Origin of the sequence: Noviherbaspirillum aridicola, from assembly GCF_019656455.1 — a bacterium.
GTDB lineage: Bacteria > Pseudomonadota > Gammaproteobacteria > Burkholderiales > Burkholderiaceae_D > Noviherbaspirillum > Noviherbaspirillum aridicola.
Genome location: NZ_BPMK01000018.1, coordinates 85,956 through 107,722 on the forward strand (window position 1 = coordinate 85,956; position 21,767 = coordinate 107,722).

Here is a 21,767-nt window from a genome sequence, read left to right on the forward strand (position 1 = left end):
GCGCCCATGCCGGCCCATGTCGATGAAGTCGCGGCGTTGACTCTGAAGAAAGAAACACAATGACATTTGAAGCACTCGGCCTGCACGCGTCCATCATCAAAGCCCTGGACGAAGCCGGCTACACCAAGCCTACCCCGGTACAGGAACAGGCGGTCCCCGCGGCGCTGCAAGGCCGCGATCTGCTGGTCTCGTCGCAGACCGGCTCCGGCAAGACGGCGGCCTTCATGCTGCCGGCTCTGCATAAATTCGCGGAAGCGGAACAGCCCGCACAGGCCGCCGCCCGCACCCCGAACCAGGAGCGGCAGGCCGCGCGCTCCCGCGGCGAGCGTCCGCGCTTCCAGCCGGCCCAGCCGAAGATGCTGGTGCTGACGCCGACGCGCGAACTGGCCATGCAGGTCACCACCGCGACCACCAAGTACGGCAGCTATGTGCGCCGCGTGCGCGCCGTGTCCATCCTGGGCGGCATGCCGTATCCGAAGCAGATGCAACTGCTGTCGCGCAATCCGGAAATCCTGGTGGCGACGCCGGGACGCCTGATCGACCACATGGAGTCGGGCAAGATCAATTTCTCGCAACTGGAAATCCTGGTGCTCGACGAAGCCGACCGCATGCTGGACATGGGCTTCATCGAGGATATCGAGAAGATCGTGGAAGCCACGCCGGAAAACCGCCAGACGATGCTGTTCTCCGCCACGCTCGACGGCGTGGTGGGCAACATGGCGCGCCGCATCACCCGCGATCCGCTGGTGATCCAGATCGCCAGCGCGGCGACCAAGCATGAAAACATTCAGCAGAAAGTGCACTTCGTCGACGACCTGTCGCACAAGAACAAGCTGCTGGACCATCTGCTGCGCGATACGTCGATCGACCAGGCCGTGGTGTTCACCGCGACCAAGCGCGACGCGGACACCATCGCCGACCGCCTCAACATCAACGGCTTCGCCGCCGCCGCCCTGCATGGCGACATGCACCAGGGCGCGCGCAACCGCACCCTCGACGCGCTGCGCCGCGGCCATGTGCGGGTGCTGGTGGCGACCGATGTGGCGGCGCGCGGCATCGACGTGCCGGGCATCACCCACGTGGTGAACTTCGACCTGCCGAAATTCCCGGAAGACTACGTGCACCGCATCGGCCGTACCGGCCGCGCCGGCCGCAAGGGTCTCGCGATCTCGCTCGTCAACCACTCGGAAAACATCAACATCAAGCGGATCGAGCGCTTTACCAAGCAGCTGATCCCGGTCGATGTGATCGAGGGCCTGGAGCCGAAGAAGAGCGCGCCGCGCAGCGACCGCAAGCCGGGCGGCTGGAAACCGGGCGACAGCCGTCGTCCTGGCGCCAAGCCGGGCCAGCGCAGCTTTGCCAAGCCGGGCGCGCCGCGCAAGGATGGCGGCTTCAACAAGGGTTCGCATTTCGGCGACAACGGCGGCGGACGCCGTTCCTACGGCGATCGCTGATCGCAGTGGCGGACGACCGCCGGGCATTCATGCCCCGCGCCGTCCAGAATGAAAGCGGCAACGGCCGCCGGGGCAACCCGGCGGCCGTTTTTCATTACAGCGCGCAGCTGCGGAAGCCGATGAACATGTGGTCCTCTTCCGGCAGGCAGAAACGCCGGAATTTCAGGGACTGCATGCGTTGCGGGGTGGCGAAGGAGGCGCCCCGCACCGACTGGTGGCTGGAAAAGCAGGGTTCCGAATACCGGCTGAAGGCGTCGGGCGCGAAGCCCGGATAGGGCTCGAAAGGCGAGCAGGTCCATTCCCACAGGTCGTTGCGGCGCAGGGCAGGATGGCCCGAGAGCGCCGCGTATTCCCATTCGGCCTCGGTCGGCAGGCGGCGGCCCGCCCAGCTGCACCAGGCCTGCGCCTCGTAGAGGCTGAGGTGGCGCACCGGCTCATGCAGCGGCAGGGCGATCAGGCGGCCGAAGCGCTGGCACAGCCATGTCTTGCCTTCGCGTTGCCAGTCGCGCGGCGCGGAGCGGTCGTTCGTCATCAGCCAGGCCTGCCCGGCACGGGTCCAGAACTGCGCGTGCTGGTAGCCGCCGTCGGCGACGAACTCGGCGTACTGGGCGTTCGAGACCAGCGTGGAATCCATGGTGAACGACGGCACGTAGACCTGGTGCGCCCACTTCTCATTGTCGAATACGAAGCCCGGCTGCCCCGCTTCCGCGCCCATGGCGATCGTTCCGCCCGGGAAGCGGATTTCGCCCTGGGCCCACGACGGTATCGGATAGGCGGCCAGCGAGGATGTCAGCGGGATGGAAAACGCCTGCAGGCCCTCGGCCAGCACTTCGGCGCGCATGTCTTCATACGCCAGGGCCAGCCGGAACGGGTACAGGCTGTCGTCATCGTCGCCGCAGCGGCTCAGCTTGTCGACCACGCGGTCGAGCACTTCATTGCAGTAGGTGCGCAGCGCGCCGGCGGACGGCAGGTCGAGCGACCGCCGGCTGCGATGCGTCACCGTGGCCGGGTCGAACCAGTCGTCGCCCTTGGTCAGCATGGAGGTGCGCTTCGCCGCCCCGGGCCGGTCGGAATCCGCCTCGCGCAGGACATACCATTCGGCGAACCAGGCGATGTGGCCCAGCTCCCACAGCGGCGGATTGATCCATGGCAGTGCCGGCACCTGCGCGTCGCGGCCCGCCGCCGCGTAGCAGGAAAGCAAGGCGAGCGTGTATTCGCGGGCTTCCTTCAGGGCATCGGCCAGCTCATGCCGGTTGGCCGTGCGGAAGGCGTAATGCATCGAAAGGGAGGGATGAGGCATGGGCACATTATCGGCCTCGCCGGCGCAAAAAGCCAAGCGCGCGCGGGAAATGCTTTCATGCTACTTTAGCGGCCCGGTTTTTCAGGAGATTCCGATGCAGCATGCAGAGAAAGACACCCGCGTAGCGGTGCGCCAGGCGGCCCTGGCCGATGCGGCGGCGATCGCGCCGCTGTTCGACGGCTACCGGCAGTTCTATGGACAGGCGCCCGACCCAGCGCTTGCGCTGGCCTTCGTCAGCGAGCGGCTGGCGCTGCTGGAATCGGTCATCTTCATCGCCGAGAGCGATGACGGCCGCGCGCTCGGATTCACCCAGCTGTACCCGTCGTTTTCGTCGGTGGCGGCGCGCAGGATATGGGTCCTCAATGACCTGTTCGTGACGCCGGACGCGCGCGGCTCCGGCGCGGGCCGCGCGCTGCTGGCAGCGGCCAGGGCGCATGCCGCCGCCAGCGGCGCCCTGCGCATCGAACTCTCGACCGCGCACGACAATCCGGCGCAGAAGTTGTACGAGGCGCAGGGATACGAGCGGGAACAGGGGTTTTATCACTACAGCCTGCGGGTGGCCGGCTGACCCCGCCCCCGGAGCACGCCGTTACTTTTTCTGTAGCGACCTGGCGAGACGCAGGCCGGTGAACTGCCAGCGTGCGCCGGACGGGAAGAAGTTGCGGTAGGTGATGCGGGCATGGCCCTCGGGCGTGGCGCAGGAAGACCCGCGCAGCACGTACTGATTGCTCATGAACTTGCCGTTGTATTCGCCGAGAGCACCCTCCTGCGGACGGTATCCGGGGTACGCGGCGTAGCTGCTGCCCGTCCATTGCCAGACCTGGCCGAAACACTGCGACAGGCCTTCCCGTCCGCCCCCGGGCGGATGCAGCGCAGGCCGGCCATGGTCCCGGACACCGGCGGCCGCCAGCTCCCACTCGCCCTCGGTCGGCAGCCGGGCGCCGGCCCAGCGCGCGTAGGCGTCCGCCTCGAAAAAGGAGAGATGCGCGGCGGGCCGGTGCGGGTCGAGCGGCTGCTCGCCGTGCAGGGTGAACTCGCTCCAGCGTCCGTCTTCCTGCCGCCAGTAAAGCGGATGATGCAGGCCGTTCGCCCTCGCCCAGTCCCAGCCTTCCGAGAGCCAGAGCGACGGTTCGCGGTAGCCGCCGGCCTCCACGAAGGCGAGGAATTCCGCGTTGCTGACCAGGCGCGATGCGATCGCGAACGGCTCCAGGAACTGGCGGTGCCGGGGCAGTTCATTGTCGAAGCAGAACGCGTCGCCTTCATGCCCGATGGCGGCCAGCGTGGCGTCGTACTCCTGCCATGCGAGCGGCTGCGCCGGCGGCGCCGGCGTCATGGCGTTGGTCGAGTAGGCAGGCAGCAGCGGATTCATCGACAGCAGGTGCTTGACGTCGGTCAGGATCAGCTCCTGGTGCTGCTGTTCATGCTGCAGGCCGGTCTCCACCAGCGCGGCGAGATCGCCGTCATCCTGCCGCTGCTCGAGCAGCCGCAGCATGCGCCGGTCGACCTGCTCGCGATAGGCGAGGACTTCGTCCAGCGACGGCCGGGTAAGCAGTCCGCGCTGCGGCCTCGGGTGCTTGTCGCCGACGCCGTTGTAATAGGAATTGAAGAGCACGCGGAAGGCCGGATGAAAGGCCCGGAAACCGGCTTCGCGGCGCTCGAGGATGAAGGTTTCGAAGAACCAGGTGGTATGGGCCAGGTGCCACTTGACCGGGCTGGCATCCGGCATCGACTGCACGCAGCAGTCTTCCTGCGACAGCGGCGCGGCCAGCTCCGCGGTCCGCGCGCGCACGCTGCGGTAACGGGCAATGGTCTCCTGCATCATCCCCTCGCTGCGCGCGCGTGGCATACCAGGAACCACTCGCGCTCGTCCGTCCAGGTGCGCGCGGCCGGGAAGCCGGCGCGCTCCAGCAGCTGCAGGAAGCCCTGTCGGGTGTACTTGTAGCTGTTCTCGGTATGAATGCGCTCGCCTTCGCGGAAGTGGCGCTGGCCTCCCTGCCAGCGGACCACCACATGGCGGCGCGCCTCGAGGTGCATTTCGACCCGGCCCTGCGCGGGGTTCCAGAAGGCGCGGTGCCGCCAGTCGCGCACGTCGAAGTCGGCGCCGAGCAGGCCGTTGAGATGACGCAGCAGATTGAGATTGAAGCTGGCGGTCACGCCGAGGGCATCGTCGTAGGCGGCATTGAGCAGCCGGGCATCCTTGGCCAGATCGACGCCGATCAGCAGGCCGCCGTCGTCCCCGCAGGCGGTACGCATCGCGGTCAGCAGGGACAGCGCCTGCTCCGGGGCGAAATTGCCGATCGAGGAACCGGGGTAAAAGAAAAGCCGCCCGTCCTCCGGGACGAAGGCCGGCAGCGCCAGCGAACGCGAGAAATCCATGCCCAGTCCCGTCATGCGGATCCGCGGGAAGCGCTGCCGCAGCCCCTCGACGGCGCCGCGCAGGAAGTCGACCGAGATGTCGACCGGCACGTAATCGCGCGGGCGCAGCACCGGGAACAGCCGGGCGGCCTTCGCGCAATTGCCGGCGCCGAGATCGATCAGCACCCCGCCCTGCCCGGCCGATTCCACGATGTCGGACAGGTGCGTGTCGAAGATGGCCGCCTCGGTGCGCGTCGGGTAGTACTCGGGCAATTCGCAGATCGCTTCGAACAATTTCGACCCGAGCGCGTCGTAGAGAAACTTGGGTGAGGTCGCGGCCTGCGGCGCGAGCAGGCCCTCGCTCAGTTCCGTGCGCAGTGCGTCGTCGTCCTTCTGGTACAGCTGCAGGAAGCCGGCGGTCGGCCGCTCCGCGATAAGTGTCATGGACATGGGCTCGGTCAGCAGGGGTTGCTTGGCGGCCAGAAGCGGGCCGACGACGGAAGAATCGCTTTTTTGGCTATCATAGTGAGCCACCGGCGACTTCCATTGACCCGACACAAGCAAGACCTGAAATCGCAGTCGGCCCGGCAATGCTGTCCGGACATCCTCTTCTCTCCCCGATGCTCATACTCCGCGATCTCGGAAAATCCTATGCGAACGGCAGGCGTGTCCTGTCCGGCCTCAACTACCGCCTCGAGGAAGGCGAATACGTGGCGGTGATGGGCGAGTCCGGGGTCGGCAAGTCGACCCTGCTCAACCTGATCGCCGGCCTCGACACACCGGATGCCGGACAGATCCTGGTCGACGGCGTCGACATCGCCGCGCTCGACGATGACGCCGCCACCCTGCTGCGGCGGGAGAAGTTCGGCTTCGTGTTCCAGGCCTTCCACATCCTTCCGCACCTGACGCTGCTGCAGAACGTGGCGCTGCCCCTGCTGCTCAGGCGCGAGCCCGACACGCGGGCGAGGCAGATGCTGGAAGCGGTCGGACTCGGCGCCCGGGCGCACGACTATCCGCGCCAGCTGTCGGGCGGGGAATTGCAGCGTGTCGCCATCGCCCGCGCGCTCGCGCACCGGCCGCGCCTGATCCTGGCCGATGAACCGACCGGCAACCTCGATCCCGACACCGCGCGCGAAGTGCTGCAGCTGCTGCGCGGCGAGATCAAGGACAATGGCGCCGCCGCGATCATGGTCACCCATTCCCATGCGGCCGCGGCCACCGCCGACCGCGTGCTGACGCTGAGCGCGCGCGGACTGCATCCGGCCGACGGGCAACCGGCATGAAAGCGGCGGCGAGCCCGGGCATCGGCATGCCGCTGCTGCTGGCCGAGTGGCGCAGCCATCCCTTGCGCACCCTGCTGGCGGTCGCGGCCATCGCGGCCGGGGTGGCGCTCGGCTTTGCGATCCATCTGATCAATACCGCCGCCTACAATGAATTTTCCGCGGCGCTCAAGGGCATCACCGGGCAGAGCGACCTGCAGGTGCGCGGCGTGCAGCCGCTGGCCGACGAGGCTTTGTACGAGCGGCTGCTGCGGGTGCCCGAGGTGGAAGCCGCCAGCCCGGTGCTGGAGATCGACGCCGGCGTGCCGGACCGGCGCGAGGCACTGAAACTGCTCGGCATCGATGTGTTCCAGGCGGCCGCGATCGCGCCGGACCTGATCGGCATGCCTGCCGAGGACCGGCCCTTCGACACCCTGGCCGACGACGCCGTGTTCCTGTCGCCGGCGGCCATGGAATGGCTGGGCCTGCGCCAGGGCGACAGCCTGCGTCTGCGCAGCGGCAGCGGCGAGGTGCGGCTGCGGGTGGCCGGGGGACTGGTGCGGGCGCGCGCCGGCCAGCGGCTGGCGGTGATGGATATCGGCGCCGCGCAATGGCGTTTCGACCGGCTCGGCAAGCTGTCGCGCGTCGAGCTCAAGCTGCGGCCCGGCGCGGACCGCGACCGGCTGCGCGAGCGGCTGGCGCGCGAACTCGCGCCGGGCGCGCTGGTCGGCGAACCGCAGGACCAGGAAACCCGCACCGCCAACATGTCGCGCGCGTATCGGGTCAATCTCAATGTGCTGGCGCTGGTCGCCCTGTTTACCGGGGCCTTTCTCGTGTTTTCGACGCAGGCGCTGTCGGTGATCCGCCGCCGCAGCCAGCTCGCGCTGCTGCGCGTGATCGGGATGACGCGGCGGCAGGTGCTGCGGCAGATCCTGGCGGAAGGGCTGGCCGCCGGCGTGATCGGCTCGCTGCTCGGACTGGCGGCCGGATACGGGATGGCGGCACTCGCGCTGCGGCTGTTCGGCGGCGACCTCGGCGGCGGCTACTTCCCGGGCGTGCAGCCGAGCGCGCGCTTCGCGCCGGGGGCGGCGCTGCTGTTCTTCCTGGCCGGCACCGGCGTGGCGCTGCTCGGCTGCGCGGCGTCGGCATGGGAGGCGGCGCGCGCGCGTCCGGCGCAGGCGCTCAAGGCGGGCGCGGAAGACGTGGCACTGTCCCGCCTGTCCTCCCCCTGGCCGGCGCTGGCCTGCATCGCGGCGGCGATGCTGCTGGTGCGCCTGCCGCCATGGCAGGAACTGCCGATACCCGGCTACCTGGCGATCGCGCTGCTGCTGATCGGCGGCATCGGCCTGATGCCGCGCATGGCCGCCAGCCTGTTCGGCGCGCTCGCCCTGCTCGGCGCGCGGCGCCGCGGCACGGTCGGCACGCTCGCGCTGGCGCGGCTCGCGAATGCGCCGAACCAGGCTTCCATCGCACTCGGCGGCGTGCTGTCGAGCTTCAGCCTGATGGTGGCGATGGTGATCATGGTCGCGAGTTTCCGCGTGTCGGTCGACGACTGGCTGTCGGAAGTGCTGGCCGCCGATCTCTATCTGCGCTCGGCGTCGGCGGGCAACAGCGCCGCCCTCGGGCCGCAGGAACAGCAGGCCATCGCGCGCACGCCGGGCGTGGCGCGGGTGGAGTTCCTGCGCTCGCAGCAACTGGTGCTCGATCCGGCGCGGCCGCCGGTGGCGCTGATCGCGCGCCCGATCGATGTCGCCGATCCGGCGCGCACGCTGCCGATGACCGGTCCGGCGCTCACGCCCGATCGTCTGCCGGCTGACGCCCTGCCGGTGTGGGTGTCGGAAGCCATGGTCGACCTGTACGGCCACGCGCCCGGCAAGCGCATCCGCCTTGCACTCGGCCCGGGCGAACGGGAGTTCGTGGTGGCCGGGGTATGGCGCGACTATGCGCGGCAATCGGGCGCGATACAGATGCGGCTGGCCGACTACCGCGCACTGACCGGCGAACGCCAAGTCAACGACGGCGCGATCTGGCTGCAGCCCGGCGGCCGTGCCGCGGATGTCATCGATGCGCTGCGCGCCCTGCCCTTCGGCGCCGGACTGGAACTGGCGGAGCCGGGCGAGATCCGCGCGGTCAGCCTGCGCATCTTCGACCGCAGCTTCGCCGTGACCTATCTGCTGGAAGCGGTGGCGATCGTGATCGGACTGTTCGGCATCGGCGCCACTTTCTCGTCGCAGGCGCTGGCGCGGGCCAAGGAGTTCGGGATGCTGCGCCATGTGGGGGTGCTGCGGCGACAGGTGCTGGCGGTGCTGGCGCTGGAGGGCAGCCTGCTGACCCTGCTCGGCATCGCCGCCGGCTTCGCGCTCGGCTTCGCCATCAGCCTGATCCTGGTGTTCGTGGTCAATCCGCAGTCCTTCCACTGGACCATGCGGCTGCACCTGCCGTGGGAAATCCTGAGCGCGGTCGCGCTGGTGCTGATGCTGGCCGCGGCGGCGACGGCGCTGCTCGCCGGGCGGCAGGCGATATCGGGTTCGGCGGTACGCGCCGTGAGGGAGGACTGGTGATGCGCAGGCTTGTATTCATCCTGGCGTGCCTGCTGTGCATGCCCGCGCTCGCGGCGCCGCCGCAGTTGTCGACGGTTACGCCCGGCCGCGCGCTGTCGTTCCCGCGGGACTTCGGCGCCCATCCGGATTTCCGTACCGAGTGGTGGTATGCGACCGGCTGGCTGCAGACGCCGGATGGCAAGCCGCTCGGCTTCCAGGTGACCTTCTTCCGCTCGGCCACCGGGCATGATGCCGACAATCCGAGCCGCTTCGCGCCGAAACAGCTCGTCATCGCGCACGCGGCGCTGTCCGATCCCGCCGTGGGGCGCCTGCTGCACGACCAGAAAAGCGCGCGCGCCGGTTTCGGCCATGCGTGGGCGCGCGAGGGCAATACCGATGTGCGGCTGGGGCAATGGACCTTCGTGCGTGGCGAGGACGGCCGCTACGACACCGTCGTCGAGGCGCGCGAGTTCGGCCTGCGGCTGACGCTCACGCCGACCCAGCCGCTGATGCTGCAGGGCGAGAACGGCTATTCGCGCAAGGGACCGCAGCCGGGCCAGGCGAGCTACTACTACAGCGAGCCGCACCTGCGCGTGAGCGGCACCGTGAGCCGCGAGGGCAAGGCGCAGCAGGTCAGCGGCAGCGCCTGGCTCGACCATGAATGGTCGACCACGGTGCTCGATCCGCGCGCCGCCGGCTGGGACTGGACCGGCGTCAACCTGGACGACGGCGCGTCGCTGGTGGCTTTCCGCATCCGCGGCAAGGATGGCGGCACGCTGTGGTCGCATGCGAAACTGCGCAATGCGGATGGCAGCACGCGCAGCTTCGGACCGGACGAAGTCAGCTTCGTGCCGCTGCGGCAATGGCGCTCCGCGCGCACCGGCGCCAGCTATCCCGTCGCGCTGCGCATCAGGACCGGCGACACCGACTGGGCGCTGCAGCCGCTGCAGGACGACCAGGAACTGGACTCGCGCCAGTCCACCGGCGCGGTCTACTGGGAAGGCGCGGTGACCGTCCAGCGGGACGGCGAGCCGGCCGGGCGCGGCTACCTCGAACTCACCGGTTATGTGAAAGCGATGAAACTATGAGCAAGACGCCGCAGGAATTGCCGAAGGGCCGGCTGTCCACGCTGCGCGGACTGCTGCCCTTTCTGACGCCCTACCGCGGACGCTTCCTGCTGGCGGGCGTGGCGCTGCTGTTCGCGGCCGGCGCCACGCTGGCCGTGCCCTATGCATTCAAGCAGCTGATCGACGCCGGCATCGCCGCCGTCGGCAGCCCGTCGGGAGCCGTCCACATCGACCGCTATTTCATCGGGCTGTTCGGCGTCGCCTGCGTGCTCGCGCTGGCCACCGCCGCGCGCTTTTATCTCGTGTCCTGGCTCGGCGAACGAGTGACCGCCGACCTGCGCAGCGCGGTTTACCGACATGTGCTGCTGCAGAGCCCCGAGTTCTTCGAGACCGCGCGCACCGGCGAGGTGCTGTCGCGGCTGACGACCGACACCACGCTGATCCAGACCCTGGTCGGCACCAGCATCTCGATGGCGCTGCGCAACGCGCTGCTGTTTGCCGGCGGTCTGGCGATGATGGCGGTGACCAGTCCGCGCCTGTCGGCCATCATCCTGGTCATGCTGGCGGGCGTGGTGCTGCCGATCGTGCTGTTCGGCCGCCGCGTCCGGAGGCTGTCGCGCGACTCGCAGGATCGCGTGGCCGATGCCTCGGCGCTGGCCGGCGAAACCCTGAACGCGGTGGCCGCGGTGCAGGCCTTCACCCAGGAGCGGCGCGAGGCCGACCGCTTCGGCGCCGCGGTGGAGCGCGCCTTCGGCGCCGCCATGCGCCGCATCCGCGCGCGCGCCGGACTCACCGTGACCGCCATCCTGCTGATATTCGGCGCCATCGTGTTCGTGCTGTGGCTGGGCGCGCATGCGGTGCTCGACGGGCGCATGAGCGGCGGCGAGCTCGGCCAGTTCATCCTGTATGCGGCGATCGTCGCCGGCGCCATCGGCGCCCTGTCCGAGGTGCTCGGGGACGCGCAACGGGCGGCCGGCGCCGCCGAGCGCCTGCTGGAGCTGCTGGCGCTGCGGGCGCCGATACAGTCGCCGACCGCGCCGCTGCCGCTGCCGGTGCGCGCCGGCGAAGGCATCGGCCTGCGCATGGAAAGCCTCGGCTTCCACTACCCCTCCCGGCCCGATCACGCATCGCTCGCCGATTTCAGCATCGACATCGCGCCGGGCGAGACGGTGGCGATCGTCGGTCCGTCGGGCGCCGGCAAAACCACGCTGTTCCAGCTGCTGCTGCGCTTCTACGATCCCCAGCAGGGGCGCATACTCCTCGGCGGCGTCGATATCCGGCGGCTCGATCTGCAGACCTTGCGCGGCGCCATCGGCATCGTCCCGCAGGACACCGTGATCTTTTCGGACAATGCGCTCGAAAACATCCGCTTCGGCCGCGCCGGCGCGAGCGACGAGGAAGTGATGGCCGCCGCCAGGCTCGCCTCCGCCCATGAATTCATCGAGCGCCTGCCGGAGGGATACCGCACCTTCCTCGGCGAACGCGGACTGCGGCTGTCGGGCGGCCAGCGCCAGCGCATCGCGATCGCCCGCGCGCTGCTGAAGAATCCGCCGCTGCTGCTGCTCGACGAAGCCACCAGCGCGCTAGACGCGGAATCCGAGCGCCTGGTGCAGGCGGCGCTGGAGGCGGCGATGGCCGGCCGTACCACGCTGGTCATCGCCCACCGGCTGGCGACCGTGCAGCGCGCCGACCGCATCATCGTGCTCGAGCATGGCCGCATCGTCGAAAGCGGCACCCATGCGCAGCTGGTGTCGCGGGGCGGCCTGTACGCGAGCCTGGCGGCCTTGCAGTTTTCGCATCCGCTGGCCGAGGGATCGGCGGCGGCGGTAAAATAGCCCGTTTTTTCTCACTCGCCCCCTCCGGCGCATATCCCGATGAAGCAATACCTCGACCTGGTGCAGACCATTCTCGACACCGGCACCTGGCAGGACAACCGGACCGGTATCCGCACCATCAGCATCCCGGGCGCGATGATGCGCTTCGACCTGCAGAAGGACGGCTTTCCCGCGGTGACCACCAAGAAGCTGGCATTCAAGTCGGTGGTGGGCGAGCTGTGCGGCTTCCTGCGCGCCTCCCGCAGCGCCGCCGATTTCCGGGCGCTCGGCTGCAAGGTGTGGGACCAGAACGCCAACGAGAATGCCGACTGGCTGGCCAACCCCTACCGCCGCGGCGAGGACGACCTGGGACCGGTCTACGGCGTGCAGTGGCGCGCCTGGCCGGCCTACAAGCTGCTCGACGCGGACGCGGCGGCGCAGATCGCGGACGCGCAGAAGCGCGGCTTCCGCATCGTCTCCGCCTTGCAGGACGAGGGGCGCGACAAGGTACTGCTCTACAAGGCGATAGACCAGCTGCGCGAGTGCCTCGACACCATCATCCGGAACCCCGGCAGCCGGCGCATCCTCTTCCACGGCTGGAACTGCGCGGAACTCGACGCCATCGCGCTGCCCGCCTGCCACCTGCTCTACCAGTTCCTGCCGAACGCGGCGACGAAAGAGATTTCGCTCTGCCTCTACATCCGCAGCAACGACATCGGCCTCGGCGCGCCCTTCAACATGGCGGAGGCGGCGGCCCTGCTGCACCTGGTCGGCCGGCTCACCGGCTACACGCCGCGCTGGTTCAGCTACTTCATCGGCGACGCGCACATCTACGAGAACCATCTCGACATGCTCAGGGAGCAGCTCACGCGCGAACCACTGCCGGCGCCGCGCCTGCGCATCGCCGAGCGCGTGCCCGAGTTCGCGCGGACCGGCCGCTATGAACCGGAATGGCTGGAAAAGGTCGAACCGGGCGATTTCATTCTCGAAGACTACCGCCACCACGCGCCGCTGACGGCGCCGATGGCGGTCTGAGCACATGCAGGCACGACTGACCATCATCGTCGCCATGGACCGCGCGCGCGGCATCGGCGTCGACAACAAGCTGCCCTGGCACCTGCCGGAAGACCTCGCCCACTTCAAGCGGCTGACGACCGGCCATCCCATCGTCATGGGACGCAAGACCTACGACTCGATCGGCCGTCCGCTGCCCAACCGGCGCAACGTGGTCATCACCCGCAACCCGGCATGGAAGGCCGAAGGGGTGGACGCCGTCGGCTCGGTGGAGGAAGCGCTGCGCCTGCTGGACGGCACCCCGGCCTTCCTGATCGGCGGCGCGCAGATCTTCGAACAGGCCCGCGACCTCGCGGACCGGATGATCGTGACGGAGATCGACAAGACCTTCGACTGCGATACCTTCTTCCCGCCCATCGACGGCACCCGCTGGCAGGAGGTCGCGCGCGAATCCCATTATTCGGAAGGCAACGGCTGCGCCTACGCATTCGTCACCTACGAGCGCCGGCCGGACGGCGTGCAAAACTGACATCGGGGCGCGATCCCGGCCCGCTTTCCGGCGGTGTTCCGGATCGCGCATCTTTCTTGCATATCTGAGAGAATTCGTTTTTTTCCGAAATCGGCGCGCAAGCGGTTGTAGCCACGACTGGCCCAGGCGTCTCCCTTGTCACCTGCTTTTCCTGGAGACCTCATGAAATTCCGCTTTCCCATCGTTATCATCGATGAAGATTTCCGCTCCGAGAACACCTCGGGGCTGGGCATCCGCGCGCTGGCGGCCGCCATCGAAGCCGAAGGCATGGAAGTGGTCGGCGTGACCAGCTACGGCGACCTGTCGCAGTTCGCCCAGCAGCAGTCGCGCGCCTCGGCCTTCATCCTGTCGATCGATGACGAAGAGTTCGGCGGCGGCACCGATGAAGAGACCGACAGCGCGCTCAAGTCGCTGCGCGCCTTCGTCGGCGAGATCCGCCACAAGAACGCCGACATCCCGATCTACATGTACGGCGAAACCCGCACCTCGCGCCATATCCCGAACGATATCCTGCGCGAGCTGCATGGCTTCATCCACATGTTCGAGGACACGCCGGAGTTCGTCGCGCGCCACATCATCCGCGAGGCCAAGTCCTATCTCGACAGCCTGGCGCCGCCCTTCTTCCGCGCGCTGGTGCACTATGCGCAGGATGGCTCCTATTCCTGGCACTGCCCCGGGCATTCCGGCGGCGTCGCCTTCCTGAAGTCGCCGATCGGCCAGATGTTCCACCAGTTCTTCGGCGAGAACATGCTGCGCGCCGACGTCTGCAACGCGGTCGAGGAACTCGGCCAGCTGCTCGACCACACCGGTCCGGTGGCCGCGTCCGAGCGCAATGCCGCGCGCATCTTCAACGCCGACCATTGCTATTTCGTCACCAACGGCACGTCCACCTCCAACAAGATGGTGTGGCACTCCACCGTGGGGCCGGGCGACATCGTGGTGGTCGACCGCAACTGCCACAAGTCCATCCTGCACTCCATCATCATGACCGGCGCGATCCCGGTGTTCCTGATGCCGACCCGGAATCACCTCGGCATCATCGGCCCGATCCCGCTGGACGAGTTCAGGATGGAGAACATCCAGAAGAAGATCGAGGCCAACCCCTTCGCCCGCGAAGCGAAGAACAAGAAGCCGCGCATCCTCACCATCACCCAGTCCACCTATGACGGCGTGCTGTACAACGTCGAGACCATCAAGGAGATGCTGGACGGCGAGATCGACACCCTGCACTTCGACGAGGCCTGGTTGCCGCACGCGACCTTCCACGACTTCTACAAGAACATGCACGCGATCGGCAAGGACCGTCCGCGCGCCAAGGAATCGCTGATCTTCTCCACCCAGTCGACGCACAAGCTGCTGGCCGGCCTGTCGCAGGCCTCGCAGATCCTGGTGCGCGATTCGCAGACGGTCAAGCTGGACCAGGACATGTTCAACGAAGCCTACCTGATGCACACCTCGACCTCGCCGCAGTACGCGATCATCGCTTCCTGCGACGTCGCCGCGGCGATGATGGAACCGCCGGGCGGCACCGCGCTGGTGGAGGAAAGCATCCTCGAGGCGCTCGACTTCCGCCGCGCGATGAAGAAGGTCGACCAGGAATTCGGCGAGGACTGGTGGTTCCAGGTCTGGGGCCCGGACAACTTCGGCGAGCATGGCATCGGTTCGCGCGAGGACTGGATGATCCGCGCCGAGGACGACTGGCACGGCTTCGGCAAGCTGGCGCCGGGCTTCAACATGCTCGACCCGATCAAGGCCACCATCGTCACCCCGGGCCTGTCCCTCGACGGCAAGTTCGGCGACAGCGGCATCCCGGCTTCGATCGTCACCAAGTACCTGGCCGAGCACGGCGTCATCGTGGAAAAGGCCGGCCTGTATTCGTTCTTCATCATGTTCACCATCGGCATCACCAAGGGCCGCTGGAACACGCTGCTGACCGCGCTGCAGCAGTTCAAGGACGACTACGACAAGAACCAGCCGATGTGGCGCATCCTGCCCGAGTTCGCGGCCAAGAACCCGCGCTACGAGCGCATCGGCCTGCGCGACCTCTGCCAGAGCATCCACGACATGTACAAGGCCTACGACGTGGCGCGTCTGACCACCGAGATGTACCTGTCCGACATGCTGCCGGCGATGAAGCCGTCGGATGCCTTCGCCAAGATGGCGCACCGCGAGATCGAACGGGTCGCGATCGAAGAACTGGAAGGCCGCGTCACCGCCATCCTGCTCACGCCCTACCCGCCGGGCATCCCGCTGCTGATCCCGGGCGAGCGCTTCAACAAGACCATCGTCGACTATCTGAAGTTCGCGCGCGATTTCAACGAGAAATTCCCGGGCTTCGAGACCGACGTCCACGGCCTGGTGACGCAGGACCTGCCGGGCGGCCGGCGCGGCTATTACGTGGATTGCGTCAAGGACTGACGCACCCGCGTTTCCTTGCAGGCAGGACAGACACCCCTCTCGCAGGGGTGTTTTTTTATCCACGAACGGCGGAAACAAAGTGTCGCCGCGTCCATCAAAGCTGCGTTCCATTCCTCATCTGCCACGGCAAGGAGACGCCATGCAACAGAACCAGATCAGAGATGAATTCGCCTCCATCAAGCGCCGCATCGACAGCGCCGCGACCGCCTGCCAGGTCAGCAGCGCGGTGCCGGAAGAACTGCGCCGCAGCCTCGGCGAACTCGGCCGCGAATCGGACGAGATGCGGCAGATCATCGATACCGAGGACAACGACAACCGGATACGCGCCTGCGTCGACAGGCTGGAAAAACTGGGCGACCGCGCGATGCAGGCCTGCAGCCAGGACAGCAACATCGATCCGGCGGTGCAGAACGAGGTGCGGGAGGCGCACGATGCGATTTCGGCGCTGAAGCACCGGCTGCACTGAAGCCGCCTTTCCCCCGCCTGAACGCCCCTGAACCGTCCGGCCCACGCGACCGGCGTGGCGGCCTGGCGCCCCGGCACCGCCGGCTCCGCAACGCCGGCGCAGCGCCGGGGGCCGTAGTGCGCTATACTTGCGGCTTCGCTTGACGGGTCCATTGTTCCGCACGACCCAGCTTCCCTGTCTCTCGAAATATCCGGCACGCGCGGCGCCAGCCAGCAGCCGGAATTCACGTACCTGGTCCGCATCCGGGACCAGGCCCCGAAAACGTATCCCGACAACCGCAGCCCGGCGTTCCCAGCGCCACACCGGCGTGCGCGCAGTACATGTCCGGCCTGCTGCAGGCCGGTCCAATTCATCAGCAATCAGGTCAACGCCCGCGCATCCGCCGGACGGCTTCGCACCTGTCACCATGGAGATTCGATGGCGAAAGAAGAACTTCTTGAAATGAGCGGCCAGGTATCCGAAGTCCTGCCCGATTCGCGTTTTCGCGTGGAGCTTGAGAACGGACACCAGCTGGTGGCCTATACCTCGGGCAAAATGCGCCAGCATCACATCCGCATCCTGGCCGGCGACAAGGTCACGATCGAACTGTCGCCCTATGACCTGAGCAAGGGGCGGATCACTTTCCGTCACCTCGAAAAGCGGGTGGGCGGCCCCTCCTACCAGGGCCAGCGGCGTCGCTGACCCTGTCCGCCGGCGCCGCCGCATTGCCGCGACGCGTGTCCCGGCCTGCGTGGCGCCTCATGGACGCGACCGCGCCGGCGCTGCGGTCTCCCCCTCCGGCACATACACCATCGACCCATCCTTCATGCGGTAGGCGGTGCCCGCCTTGGCACCCTCGCCCTGGCCGATGTCGCCGCTGCTCTTGTAGTGCTCGATCTTCTCCCCTTTCTTGATCACCATTTCCATGCTCGGCTTGCCCGCATCGGTAATCACGGTGACATCCTGCCGGCTGAAAGCGTTGAGCAGAGGATTCTTGGCGACCACGATCAGCAGCGCGGCGATGATGACGAGGAAGACGTCGATCAGGTTGACGACCGACAGGATCGGGTCTTCGGTCTCCGGTTCTTGCAGCAGTTTCATCACGCCTCCGTCCGGCGCAGGCGCGCGATCTCGACAATCTCTTCGGCCAGCCAGCGGCGGCGGACGTTGACGACGAAAAAGGTGAAGGAGGCGGCGATCAGCGCCAGGATCACCGCGGAAAACGCCACCATCAGGTTGGCCGAAACGGCGTCGAGGTTGCCGTCGGAGAGCGACTTCATCGCCGGCCCCATAGGGATCATGGTCGCGACCAGGCCCATCATCGGCGCGACGCGGGTGGCGATGCGGGCGGCCTCGAGCAGCTTGTGGGCGCGCACGTCGAGTTCATCGTCGCTGGCCTCGCGGTGGCTGCGCCACCAGGACAGCAGCGGCCGGCCGCCGCCGGCGCGGCGCTGCCATGCCTGCACCGCGAAGCCGCCGAGGCTGTAGCAGCTGTAAAGGAACAGCAGCGTGATCACGGCCAGTGTCGGGAACAGGAACACCTGGCCGAGCTGGTACATCAGGGTTTCAATCATCAGTTGCATGCCTCGTTACTCTCCATGAAAAGGACAACTCATTGCCTGGCCCGCGCCGTTTCCCGGACCGCGCCGGACAGGACCGCGGCCAGCATCAGCGCCAGCCCGACCTGCCATCCGGGCGCCGCCGCCTGGCGAACGGGAGGCTGGATCTTTTCCAGCCGCTGCCCGCGGATCCCGGGCGGCGGCGCATCCGGTGCTTGCCGCGGGGGCTGCTGCGCGGGCTTCGCCGGCGGCTGCTTCGCCGGCGGCTGCTTCGCCGTCGGCGCCGCCGCCGTGCCGAAGCCCGGCGCCACGAAATCGCGGAAGCGCGCGTTATCGCTGCGCACGTCATGGGCGGCGGCGATGTCGCGCCAGCGCTGCCTGAGCTCGGCGATAGTCGACGCGTCGGCCTTCCAGTAGCCCTTGCGCGCCGCCTCCAGCATCCGCTCGATGGTCTGCGCCAGGGCGTGCGGGTTCTCGCGCTCGAACCAGTCCTTCAGGCCGAGCCTGTGCTTGTCGCGCACATAGACATCGACGAATTCCTGCCACTGGTCGTCGCGCACCACTTCGCGGGCGACGGCCTGCCACCCCCAGAAGTTGTTGACCGAATCCAGCACCTGCAGCGTTCCCGAGTAACCTTCGGCCATCAGGCCCCGGATATAGCCGGGGTGGAAGTTGCGGGTTGCAAGCTCCCTCGCGAGGAAGCCGGCTGCGCCTTCCGTCCTGCCGCCGCCGTTGCCGCCCGCTTCACGAAGATTGGAGATGTAGAGTTCGGGCGCCTTGCCGTCGAGCCGGCGCACTGCCAGCGCCAGCCCGCCGAGATACTGGAAGGGATCGTCGGTCGTGAGCATTCCGTAGAGATTGGAACTGCGCGACAGCACCGCGCCTTCGGTGCCGCGCAACGCCTCGGCGTACAGGTTCACGCCGGCGGGCACGCTGCCCCAGCTCGTCTCGTCCGGGCCGTAGGCAAACTGCATCCGCGAGAGGTAGAGATCGGCCAGCTTGCGGTCGCCGTCGGCCTTGCCCTTCCAGCTGTCGGTGGCGAGGGCGGCATCGTCGAGCCCGGTGCCGTAGCGGCCCGATTCCGAAGAGAAGATGCGCGTCTGCGCCGCCTGCCGCCTGGCCGCTTCCGGGACGCCGGCGCGCGCCAGCCTGGCTTCGATCTGGCGCGTATGCAGCGCCACCGGGTTGTCGGGTTCCTGCGCCTCCGCCGCCAGCTTCGCCGCCTTCGCCAGCTGGCGCATCGCATTCGGGAAGTGATCGCGGTAGAGGCCGGTGGCCGACAGCACCACATCCACCCGCGGCCGGCCGAGCCGTTCGCGCGGGACCAGGCGCACGTCGGTGACGCGGCCGCCCGCATCCCATACCGGCTCCACGCCCAGTGCCCACAGCGCCTGGGCCTCGAGGATGCCCTGGTGGCGCATGGTTTCCACCGACCATAGCGAAAACGCCAGCTTCTTCGGCAGCTGCCCCCTGGCCTTGCGATGCGCGGCCAGCAGCGCGTCGAGCGCTTCCTTGCCCGCCGCCCATGCCTGCTGCGAGGGGATGCGCGAAGGGTCGAAACCGTAGAGGTTGCGGCCGGTGGGCAAGGCGTCCGGGTTCCGGATCGGATCGCCGCCGTAGGAAGTGGGGATATGGCGGCCGTCGAGCGCCGCAAGCAGGGCCTGCATTTCGCCGGCGGCGCCGAGCGCATCGTAGTAAGCCTTGCCGCGCGCCAGCAGCCCGGCCGTACGCGGGTCGACGGATTGCGTCGCCGGATCGGTCAGATAGCGCTGCAGCAGCCGGTAGGGGCCGGACCCGGCCAGCTTCTGGTAGTCGCCGACGAAGACTTCATCCTGTTCCTCGCCCGGTCCGGCCGCAAGGGTCCAGAAGTCCCTGCCGAGCATGAGCAGCACGGTGGCGATGCGGTGGCGCTCCTGCGGCGCGCTGCCGAAGGCATGCAGGCCGAGCGGCTGCGCGGTCTGCGCCAGTTCATGCAGATGGTCGTGCAGCGCATTGACGAAGCCGGCGAAATCCGCCGCCAGGCGCTTGTCGTCCCAGCCCATGTCGCGCTCGATGCGTTCGGCGCGCACCTTGCGCAGCAGGTCTTCCGCCAGCTTGTCCCTGACCGCGCCGCTGTCCTGGGCGAGCCAGGCATGCAGCAGGTCGTGGATCTGCACCAGCCTGTCGTGCAGGCCGGCCGGCGCGAAGGGCGGCGTCTGATGCGTGACGGTGACGGCGCGTCCGCGGCGCTTCGCCTGCAGCGCCTCGCCGATGTTGTCGACGATGTAGGGATAGACGACCGGCACGTCGCCGATCGCCAGCAGCGGATAGTCGGAGACCGACAGTCCGCGCTCCTTCCCCGGCAGCCATTCCTGGGACCCGTGGGTGCCGTAGTGGATGAAGGCGTCGGTGCGCCACTGCGTGCGTGCCCAGAGATAGGCCGCCAGATAGAAATGGGACGGGCCGGCCCTGGTGCTGTGGTAGATCGCCTTTTCCTGGTTTTCCCATTTTTCGCCGCGCGGCGGCTGCGGCAGGATGACGACCTTGCCGAACTTCGCGCGCGGCACCACGAAGAAGGCTTCGCCGTTCCGCCGCAGCACCATCGACGATTTCTCGGGCTCGCCCCAGCGCTGCGCCATCTCGCGCTGCACCGCCTGCGGCTGGCGCGCCAGCCAGGCCTTGTATTCGGCGACGGGAAACAGTTCGGCCAGGCCGTCGCGCAGCAGCCCGGGCAGCGCGTCGTCGCGGTAGAACGGCGTCAGCAGGCGCTGCAGCGTGGCGACCAGCACTTCCTCGTCCTGCGGCTGGGTATCGTAGCCGGCGCCGCGCAGCGCGGCGAGCGTCGACGCCAGGCTGCGCGGCAGGTTCAGATAGGAGGCGGAGAGATTCTTTTCGCCGGGCGGATAGTTCCAGAAAAAGACGGTGAGCCGCTTGTCGGCGTCGGAAGTGCGTTGCAGCCGCACCAGGGCGAGCGCCTTGGCGGCCACCGCCTGCGCCTGTTCCGGGATCGCCGTGACCTGGTCGTCGTCCTTGCGGGTGGCGGCGGCGATCATTGCATCCGCGATGCCGGCATATTCCCCCTGCGCCAGGTAGAACGGCACGTCCATCAGTTGCACGCCCTGCGGGTCGGCAGCCCAGTCGGCGGCATCGCCCTTGCGATAGGGCGTGGCCTGGATCACCGGGATGCCGAGCGCCTCGAATTCCCGCTTGCGTCCCTCGGGGTTGAGCATGATCTGGGTATTGATGATCACGTCGGGCAGCGGCTTGCCGCCGATGCTGATGCCGGGGCCCATGTCTTCCATCACCGGACCGTAGAACGGCATGGCGAGCGCGCCCGCCTGCTCGATGCGCGACACCAGGTCGTCGATGAAAGCGGTCTGCTCGGAAGCGATGTAGGACTGGTGGATGGCGATGCCGATGACCGGCGGCCGTTTCGTGCCGCCGGCCTCGGCCCATGCCAGGAAGTCGCCCGGGGTCGCGAACACCCGGCCCGGCGCGCGTGGATGGTAGACCGCGCTCCTGGGGAACTCGAGCGGCGGCGGGATGCCTTCCAGCGATGCGCCGCCGCCCGTTTTCCGCAGCAGCGCCGCCGTGGTCGCGAGGAAGCCCTCGTAATTGAATCTGCTACCGTTTATGTAGTAGGCGTGCAGCCGCCTTGCCGCGTCATCGGGAAAGCCGCTCCACTCCGGCTTGCGTTCATGCAGCCACAGCGTCGGCTGCCCGAGTGCCGGCAAGGCCGCGGCGAGACGCGCGCGCACCGCATCGCGCAGGTGGTCGCGCGGCACATCGAAGAATACCGCGTCGTAACCGGCGAACAGCTGCGGCCCGGTGTCGGCCGGCAGCTGTTCGACAAAGCGCGCTTCCACCGTCAGGCCGAGCGGCTGCGCGAGCTGGGCGAGCAGGCGGAATTTCCCCGGCGGCACCGGGCTGGCGCTGACGAACAGCAGTCTGCCGGCGCTCGCGGCGAGCGCCTGGCCCGCGGCCACGCAGAAGAGCAGGCACAGCAGCAGGCGAATCGGATGGAAGGCGCGCAT

At 68.1% G+C, this 21,767-nt stretch carries 17 protein-coding genes; 11 read left to right on the forward strand and 6 right to left on the reverse strand.

The genetic code is table 11. The features are described 5' to 3' along the window. Positions 1-59 precede the first annotated feature (59 nt). Positions 60-1,454, forward strand: coding sequence for a DEAD/DEAH box helicase (locus NCCP691_RS18365; protein WP_220810018.1), 1,395 nt, complete (start codon positions 60-62; stop codon positions 1,452-1,454). A gap of 94 nt (positions 1,455-1,548) precedes the next feature. Here NCCP691_RS18365 and senA read toward each other — a convergent pair whose 3' ends face one another. Then, positions 1,549-2,754: a selenoneine synthase SenA gene (gene senA, locus NCCP691_RS18370; protein WP_238482491.1), complete on the reverse strand. Its 1,206-nt coding sequence runs from the start codon at positions 2,752-2,754 to the stop codon at positions 1,549-1,551. Between the two features lie 94 nt (positions 2,755-2,848). Here senA and NCCP691_RS18375 point away from each other — a divergent pair, with 94 nt between their 5' ends. Further along, positions 2,849-3,322: a GNAT family N-acetyltransferase gene (locus tag NCCP691_RS18375; protein WP_220810019.1), complete on the forward strand. Its 474-nt coding sequence runs from the start codon at positions 2,849-2,851 to the stop codon at positions 3,320-3,322. Positions 3,323-3,343: 21 nt separating this feature from the next. On the opposite strand, the gene egtB is transcribed toward NCCP691_RS18375, so the two are convergent. Next, positions 3,344-4,576, reverse strand: coding sequence for an ergothioneine biosynthesis protein EgtB (gene egtB / locus NCCP691_RS18380; protein WP_238482492.1), 1,233 nt, complete (start codon positions 4,574-4,576; stop codon positions 3,344-3,346). Next, complete coding sequence (egtD, locus tag NCCP691_RS18385) at positions 4,573-5,553, reverse strand: L-histidine N(alpha)-methyltransferase (protein WP_220810043.1); 981 nt, start codon at positions 5,551-5,553, stop codon at positions 4,573-4,575. The genes egtB and egtD overlap by 4 nt, the downstream gene beginning before the upstream one ends. Before the next feature lie 176 nt (positions 5,554-5,729). Between egtD and NCCP691_RS18390 the strand changes: the two genes are divergently transcribed. From NCCP691_RS18390 to infA, 9 genes are all read left to right on the forward strand, one after another. Beyond that, entirely contained in the window at positions 5,730-6,392 is a 663-nt protein-coding gene (locus NCCP691_RS18390; protein ID WP_220810021.1) for an ABC transporter ATP-binding protein, read from the forward strand. Beyond that, positions 6,389-8,929: an FtsX-like permease family protein gene (locus tag NCCP691_RS18395; RefSeq protein ID WP_220810022.1), complete on the forward strand. Its 2,541-nt coding sequence runs from the start codon at positions 6,389-6,391 to the stop codon at positions 8,927-8,929. Before NCCP691_RS18390 ends, NCCP691_RS18395 begins: the two co-directional genes overlap by 4 nt. Next, positions 8,929-9,996 carry a lipocalin-like domain-containing protein gene (locus NCCP691_RS18400; RefSeq protein ID WP_220810023.1) on the forward strand — a complete coding sequence of 356 codons (1,068 nt, stop codon included), beginning with the start codon at positions 8,929-8,931 and terminating at the stop codon, positions 9,994-9,996. Before NCCP691_RS18395 ends, NCCP691_RS18400 begins: the two co-directional genes overlap by 1 nt. Beyond that, positions 9,993-11,810 (forward strand): ABC transporter transmembrane domain-containing protein, encoded by a 1,818-nt coding sequence (locus NCCP691_RS18405; RefSeq protein WP_220810024.1) that lies wholly within the window; start codon positions 9,993-9,995, stop codon positions 11,808-11,810. Before NCCP691_RS18400 ends, NCCP691_RS18405 begins: the two co-directional genes overlap by 4 nt. 39 nt (positions 11,811-11,849) lie before the next feature. Further along, entirely contained in the window at positions 11,850-12,824 is a 975-nt protein-coding gene (locus NCCP691_RS18410) for a thymidylate synthase (RefSeq protein WP_220810025.1), read from the forward strand. Positions 12,825-12,828: 4 nt separating this feature from the next. Continuing rightward, a complete protein-coding gene (locus NCCP691_RS18415) occupies positions 12,829-13,332 on the forward strand; it encodes a dihydrofolate reductase (RefSeq protein ID WP_220810026.1) in 504 nt (167 codons plus the stop codon). 162 nt (positions 13,333-13,494) lie between these two features. Continuing rightward, a complete protein-coding gene (locus NCCP691_RS18420; RefSeq protein WP_220810027.1) occupies positions 13,495-15,750 on the forward strand; it encodes an arginine/lysine/ornithine decarboxylase in 2,256 nt (751 codons plus the stop codon). A 139-nt stretch (positions 15,751-15,889) separates the two neighbouring features. Then, positions 15,890-16,216, forward strand: a complete 327-nt coding sequence (locus NCCP691_RS18425) for a hypothetical protein (RefSeq protein WP_220810028.1) — start codon at positions 15,890-15,892, stop codon at positions 16,214-16,216. A gap of 417 nt (positions 16,217-16,633) precedes the next feature. After that, positions 16,634-16,897, forward strand: a complete 264-nt coding sequence (gene infA, locus NCCP691_RS18430) for a translation initiation factor IF-1 (protein WP_220810029.1) — start codon at positions 16,634-16,636, stop codon at positions 16,895-16,897. Positions 16,898-16,954: 57 nt separating this feature from the next. Here the strand turns inward: infA and NCCP691_RS18435 are convergent, their stop codons facing one another. The 3 genes from NCCP691_RS18435 to cobN are packed head-to-tail and all read right to left on the reverse strand — an operon-like array spanning position 16,955 to position 21,767. After that, positions 16,955-17,296, reverse strand: coding sequence for a DUF2149 domain-containing protein (locus NCCP691_RS18435; RefSeq protein WP_220810030.1), 342 nt, complete (start codon positions 17,294-17,296; stop codon positions 16,955-16,957). Continuing rightward, positions 17,296-17,778 (reverse strand): MotA/TolQ/ExbB proton channel family protein, encoded by a 483-nt coding sequence (locus NCCP691_RS18440; RefSeq protein ID WP_220810031.1) that lies wholly within the window; start codon positions 17,776-17,778, stop codon positions 17,296-17,298. Before NCCP691_RS18440 ends, NCCP691_RS18435 begins: the two co-directional genes overlap by 1 nt. A gap of 29 nt (positions 17,779-17,807) precedes the next feature. Further along, a complete protein-coding gene (cobN, locus tag NCCP691_RS18445) occupies positions 17,808-21,767 on the reverse strand; it encodes a cobaltochelatase subunit CobN (protein ID WP_220810032.1) in 3,960 nt (1,319 codons plus the stop codon).

What these genes read in the sequence shown, in the direction of transcription:
- NCCP691_RS18365 (WP_220810018.1), top strand. Translation starts at nt 60, where the DNA reads ATGACATTTGAAGCACTCGGCCTGCACGCGTCCATCATCAAAGCCCTG.
- senA (WP_238482491.1), bottom strand. Translation starts at nt 2,754, where the DNA reads ATGCCTCATCCCTCCCTTTCGATGCATTACGCCTTCCGCACGGCCAAC.
- NCCP691_RS18375 (WP_220810019.1), top strand. Translation starts at nt 2,849, where the DNA reads ATGCAGCATGCAGAGAAAGACACCCGCGTAGCGGTGCGCCAGGCGGCC.
- egtB (WP_238482492.1), bottom strand. Translation starts at nt 4,576, where the DNA reads ATGATGCAGGAGACCATTGCCCGTTACCGCAGCGTGCGCGCGCGGACC.
- egtD (WP_220810043.1), bottom strand. Translation starts at nt 5,553, where the DNA reads ATGACACTTATCGCGGAGCGGCCGACCGCCGGCTTCCTGCAGCTGTAC.
- NCCP691_RS18390 (WP_220810021.1), top strand. Translation starts at nt 5,730, where the DNA reads ATGCTCATACTCCGCGATCTCGGAAAATCCTATGCGAACGGCAGGCGT.
- NCCP691_RS18395 (WP_220810022.1), top strand. Translation starts at nt 6,389, where the DNA reads ATGAAAGCGGCGGCGAGCCCGGGCATCGGCATGCCGCTGCTGCTGGCC.
- NCCP691_RS18400 (WP_220810023.1), top strand. Translation starts at nt 8,929, where the DNA reads ATGCGCAGGCTTGTATTCATCCTGGCGTGCCTGCTGTGCATGCCCGCG.
- NCCP691_RS18405 (WP_220810024.1), top strand. Translation starts at nt 9,993, where the DNA reads ATGAGCAAGACGCCGCAGGAATTGCCGAAGGGCCGGCTGTCCACGCTG.
- NCCP691_RS18410 (WP_220810025.1), top strand. Translation starts at nt 11,850, where the DNA reads ATGAAGCAATACCTCGACCTGGTGCAGACCATTCTCGACACCGGCACC.
- NCCP691_RS18415 (WP_220810026.1), top strand. Translation starts at nt 12,829, where the DNA reads ATGCAGGCACGACTGACCATCATCGTCGCCATGGACCGCGCGCGCGGC.
- NCCP691_RS18420 (WP_220810027.1), top strand. Translation starts at nt 13,495, where the DNA reads ATGAAATTCCGCTTTCCCATCGTTATCATCGATGAAGATTTCCGCTCC.
- NCCP691_RS18425 (WP_220810028.1), top strand. Translation starts at nt 15,890, where the DNA reads ATGCAACAGAACCAGATCAGAGATGAATTCGCCTCCATCAAGCGCCGC.
- infA (WP_220810029.1), top strand. Translation starts at nt 16,634, where the DNA reads ATGGCGAAAGAAGAACTTCTTGAAATGAGCGGCCAGGTATCCGAAGTC.
- NCCP691_RS18435 (WP_220810030.1), bottom strand. Translation starts at nt 17,296, where the DNA reads ATGAAACTGCTGCAAGAACCGGAGACCGAAGACCCGATCCTGTCGGTC.
- NCCP691_RS18440 (WP_220810031.1), bottom strand. Translation starts at nt 17,778, where the DNA reads ATGCAACTGATGATTGAAACCCTGATGTACCAGCTCGGCCAGGTGTTC.
- cobN (WP_220810032.1), bottom strand. Translation starts at nt 21,767, where the DNA reads ATGCGCGCCTTCCATCCGATTCGCCTGCTGCTGTGCCTGCTCTTCTGC.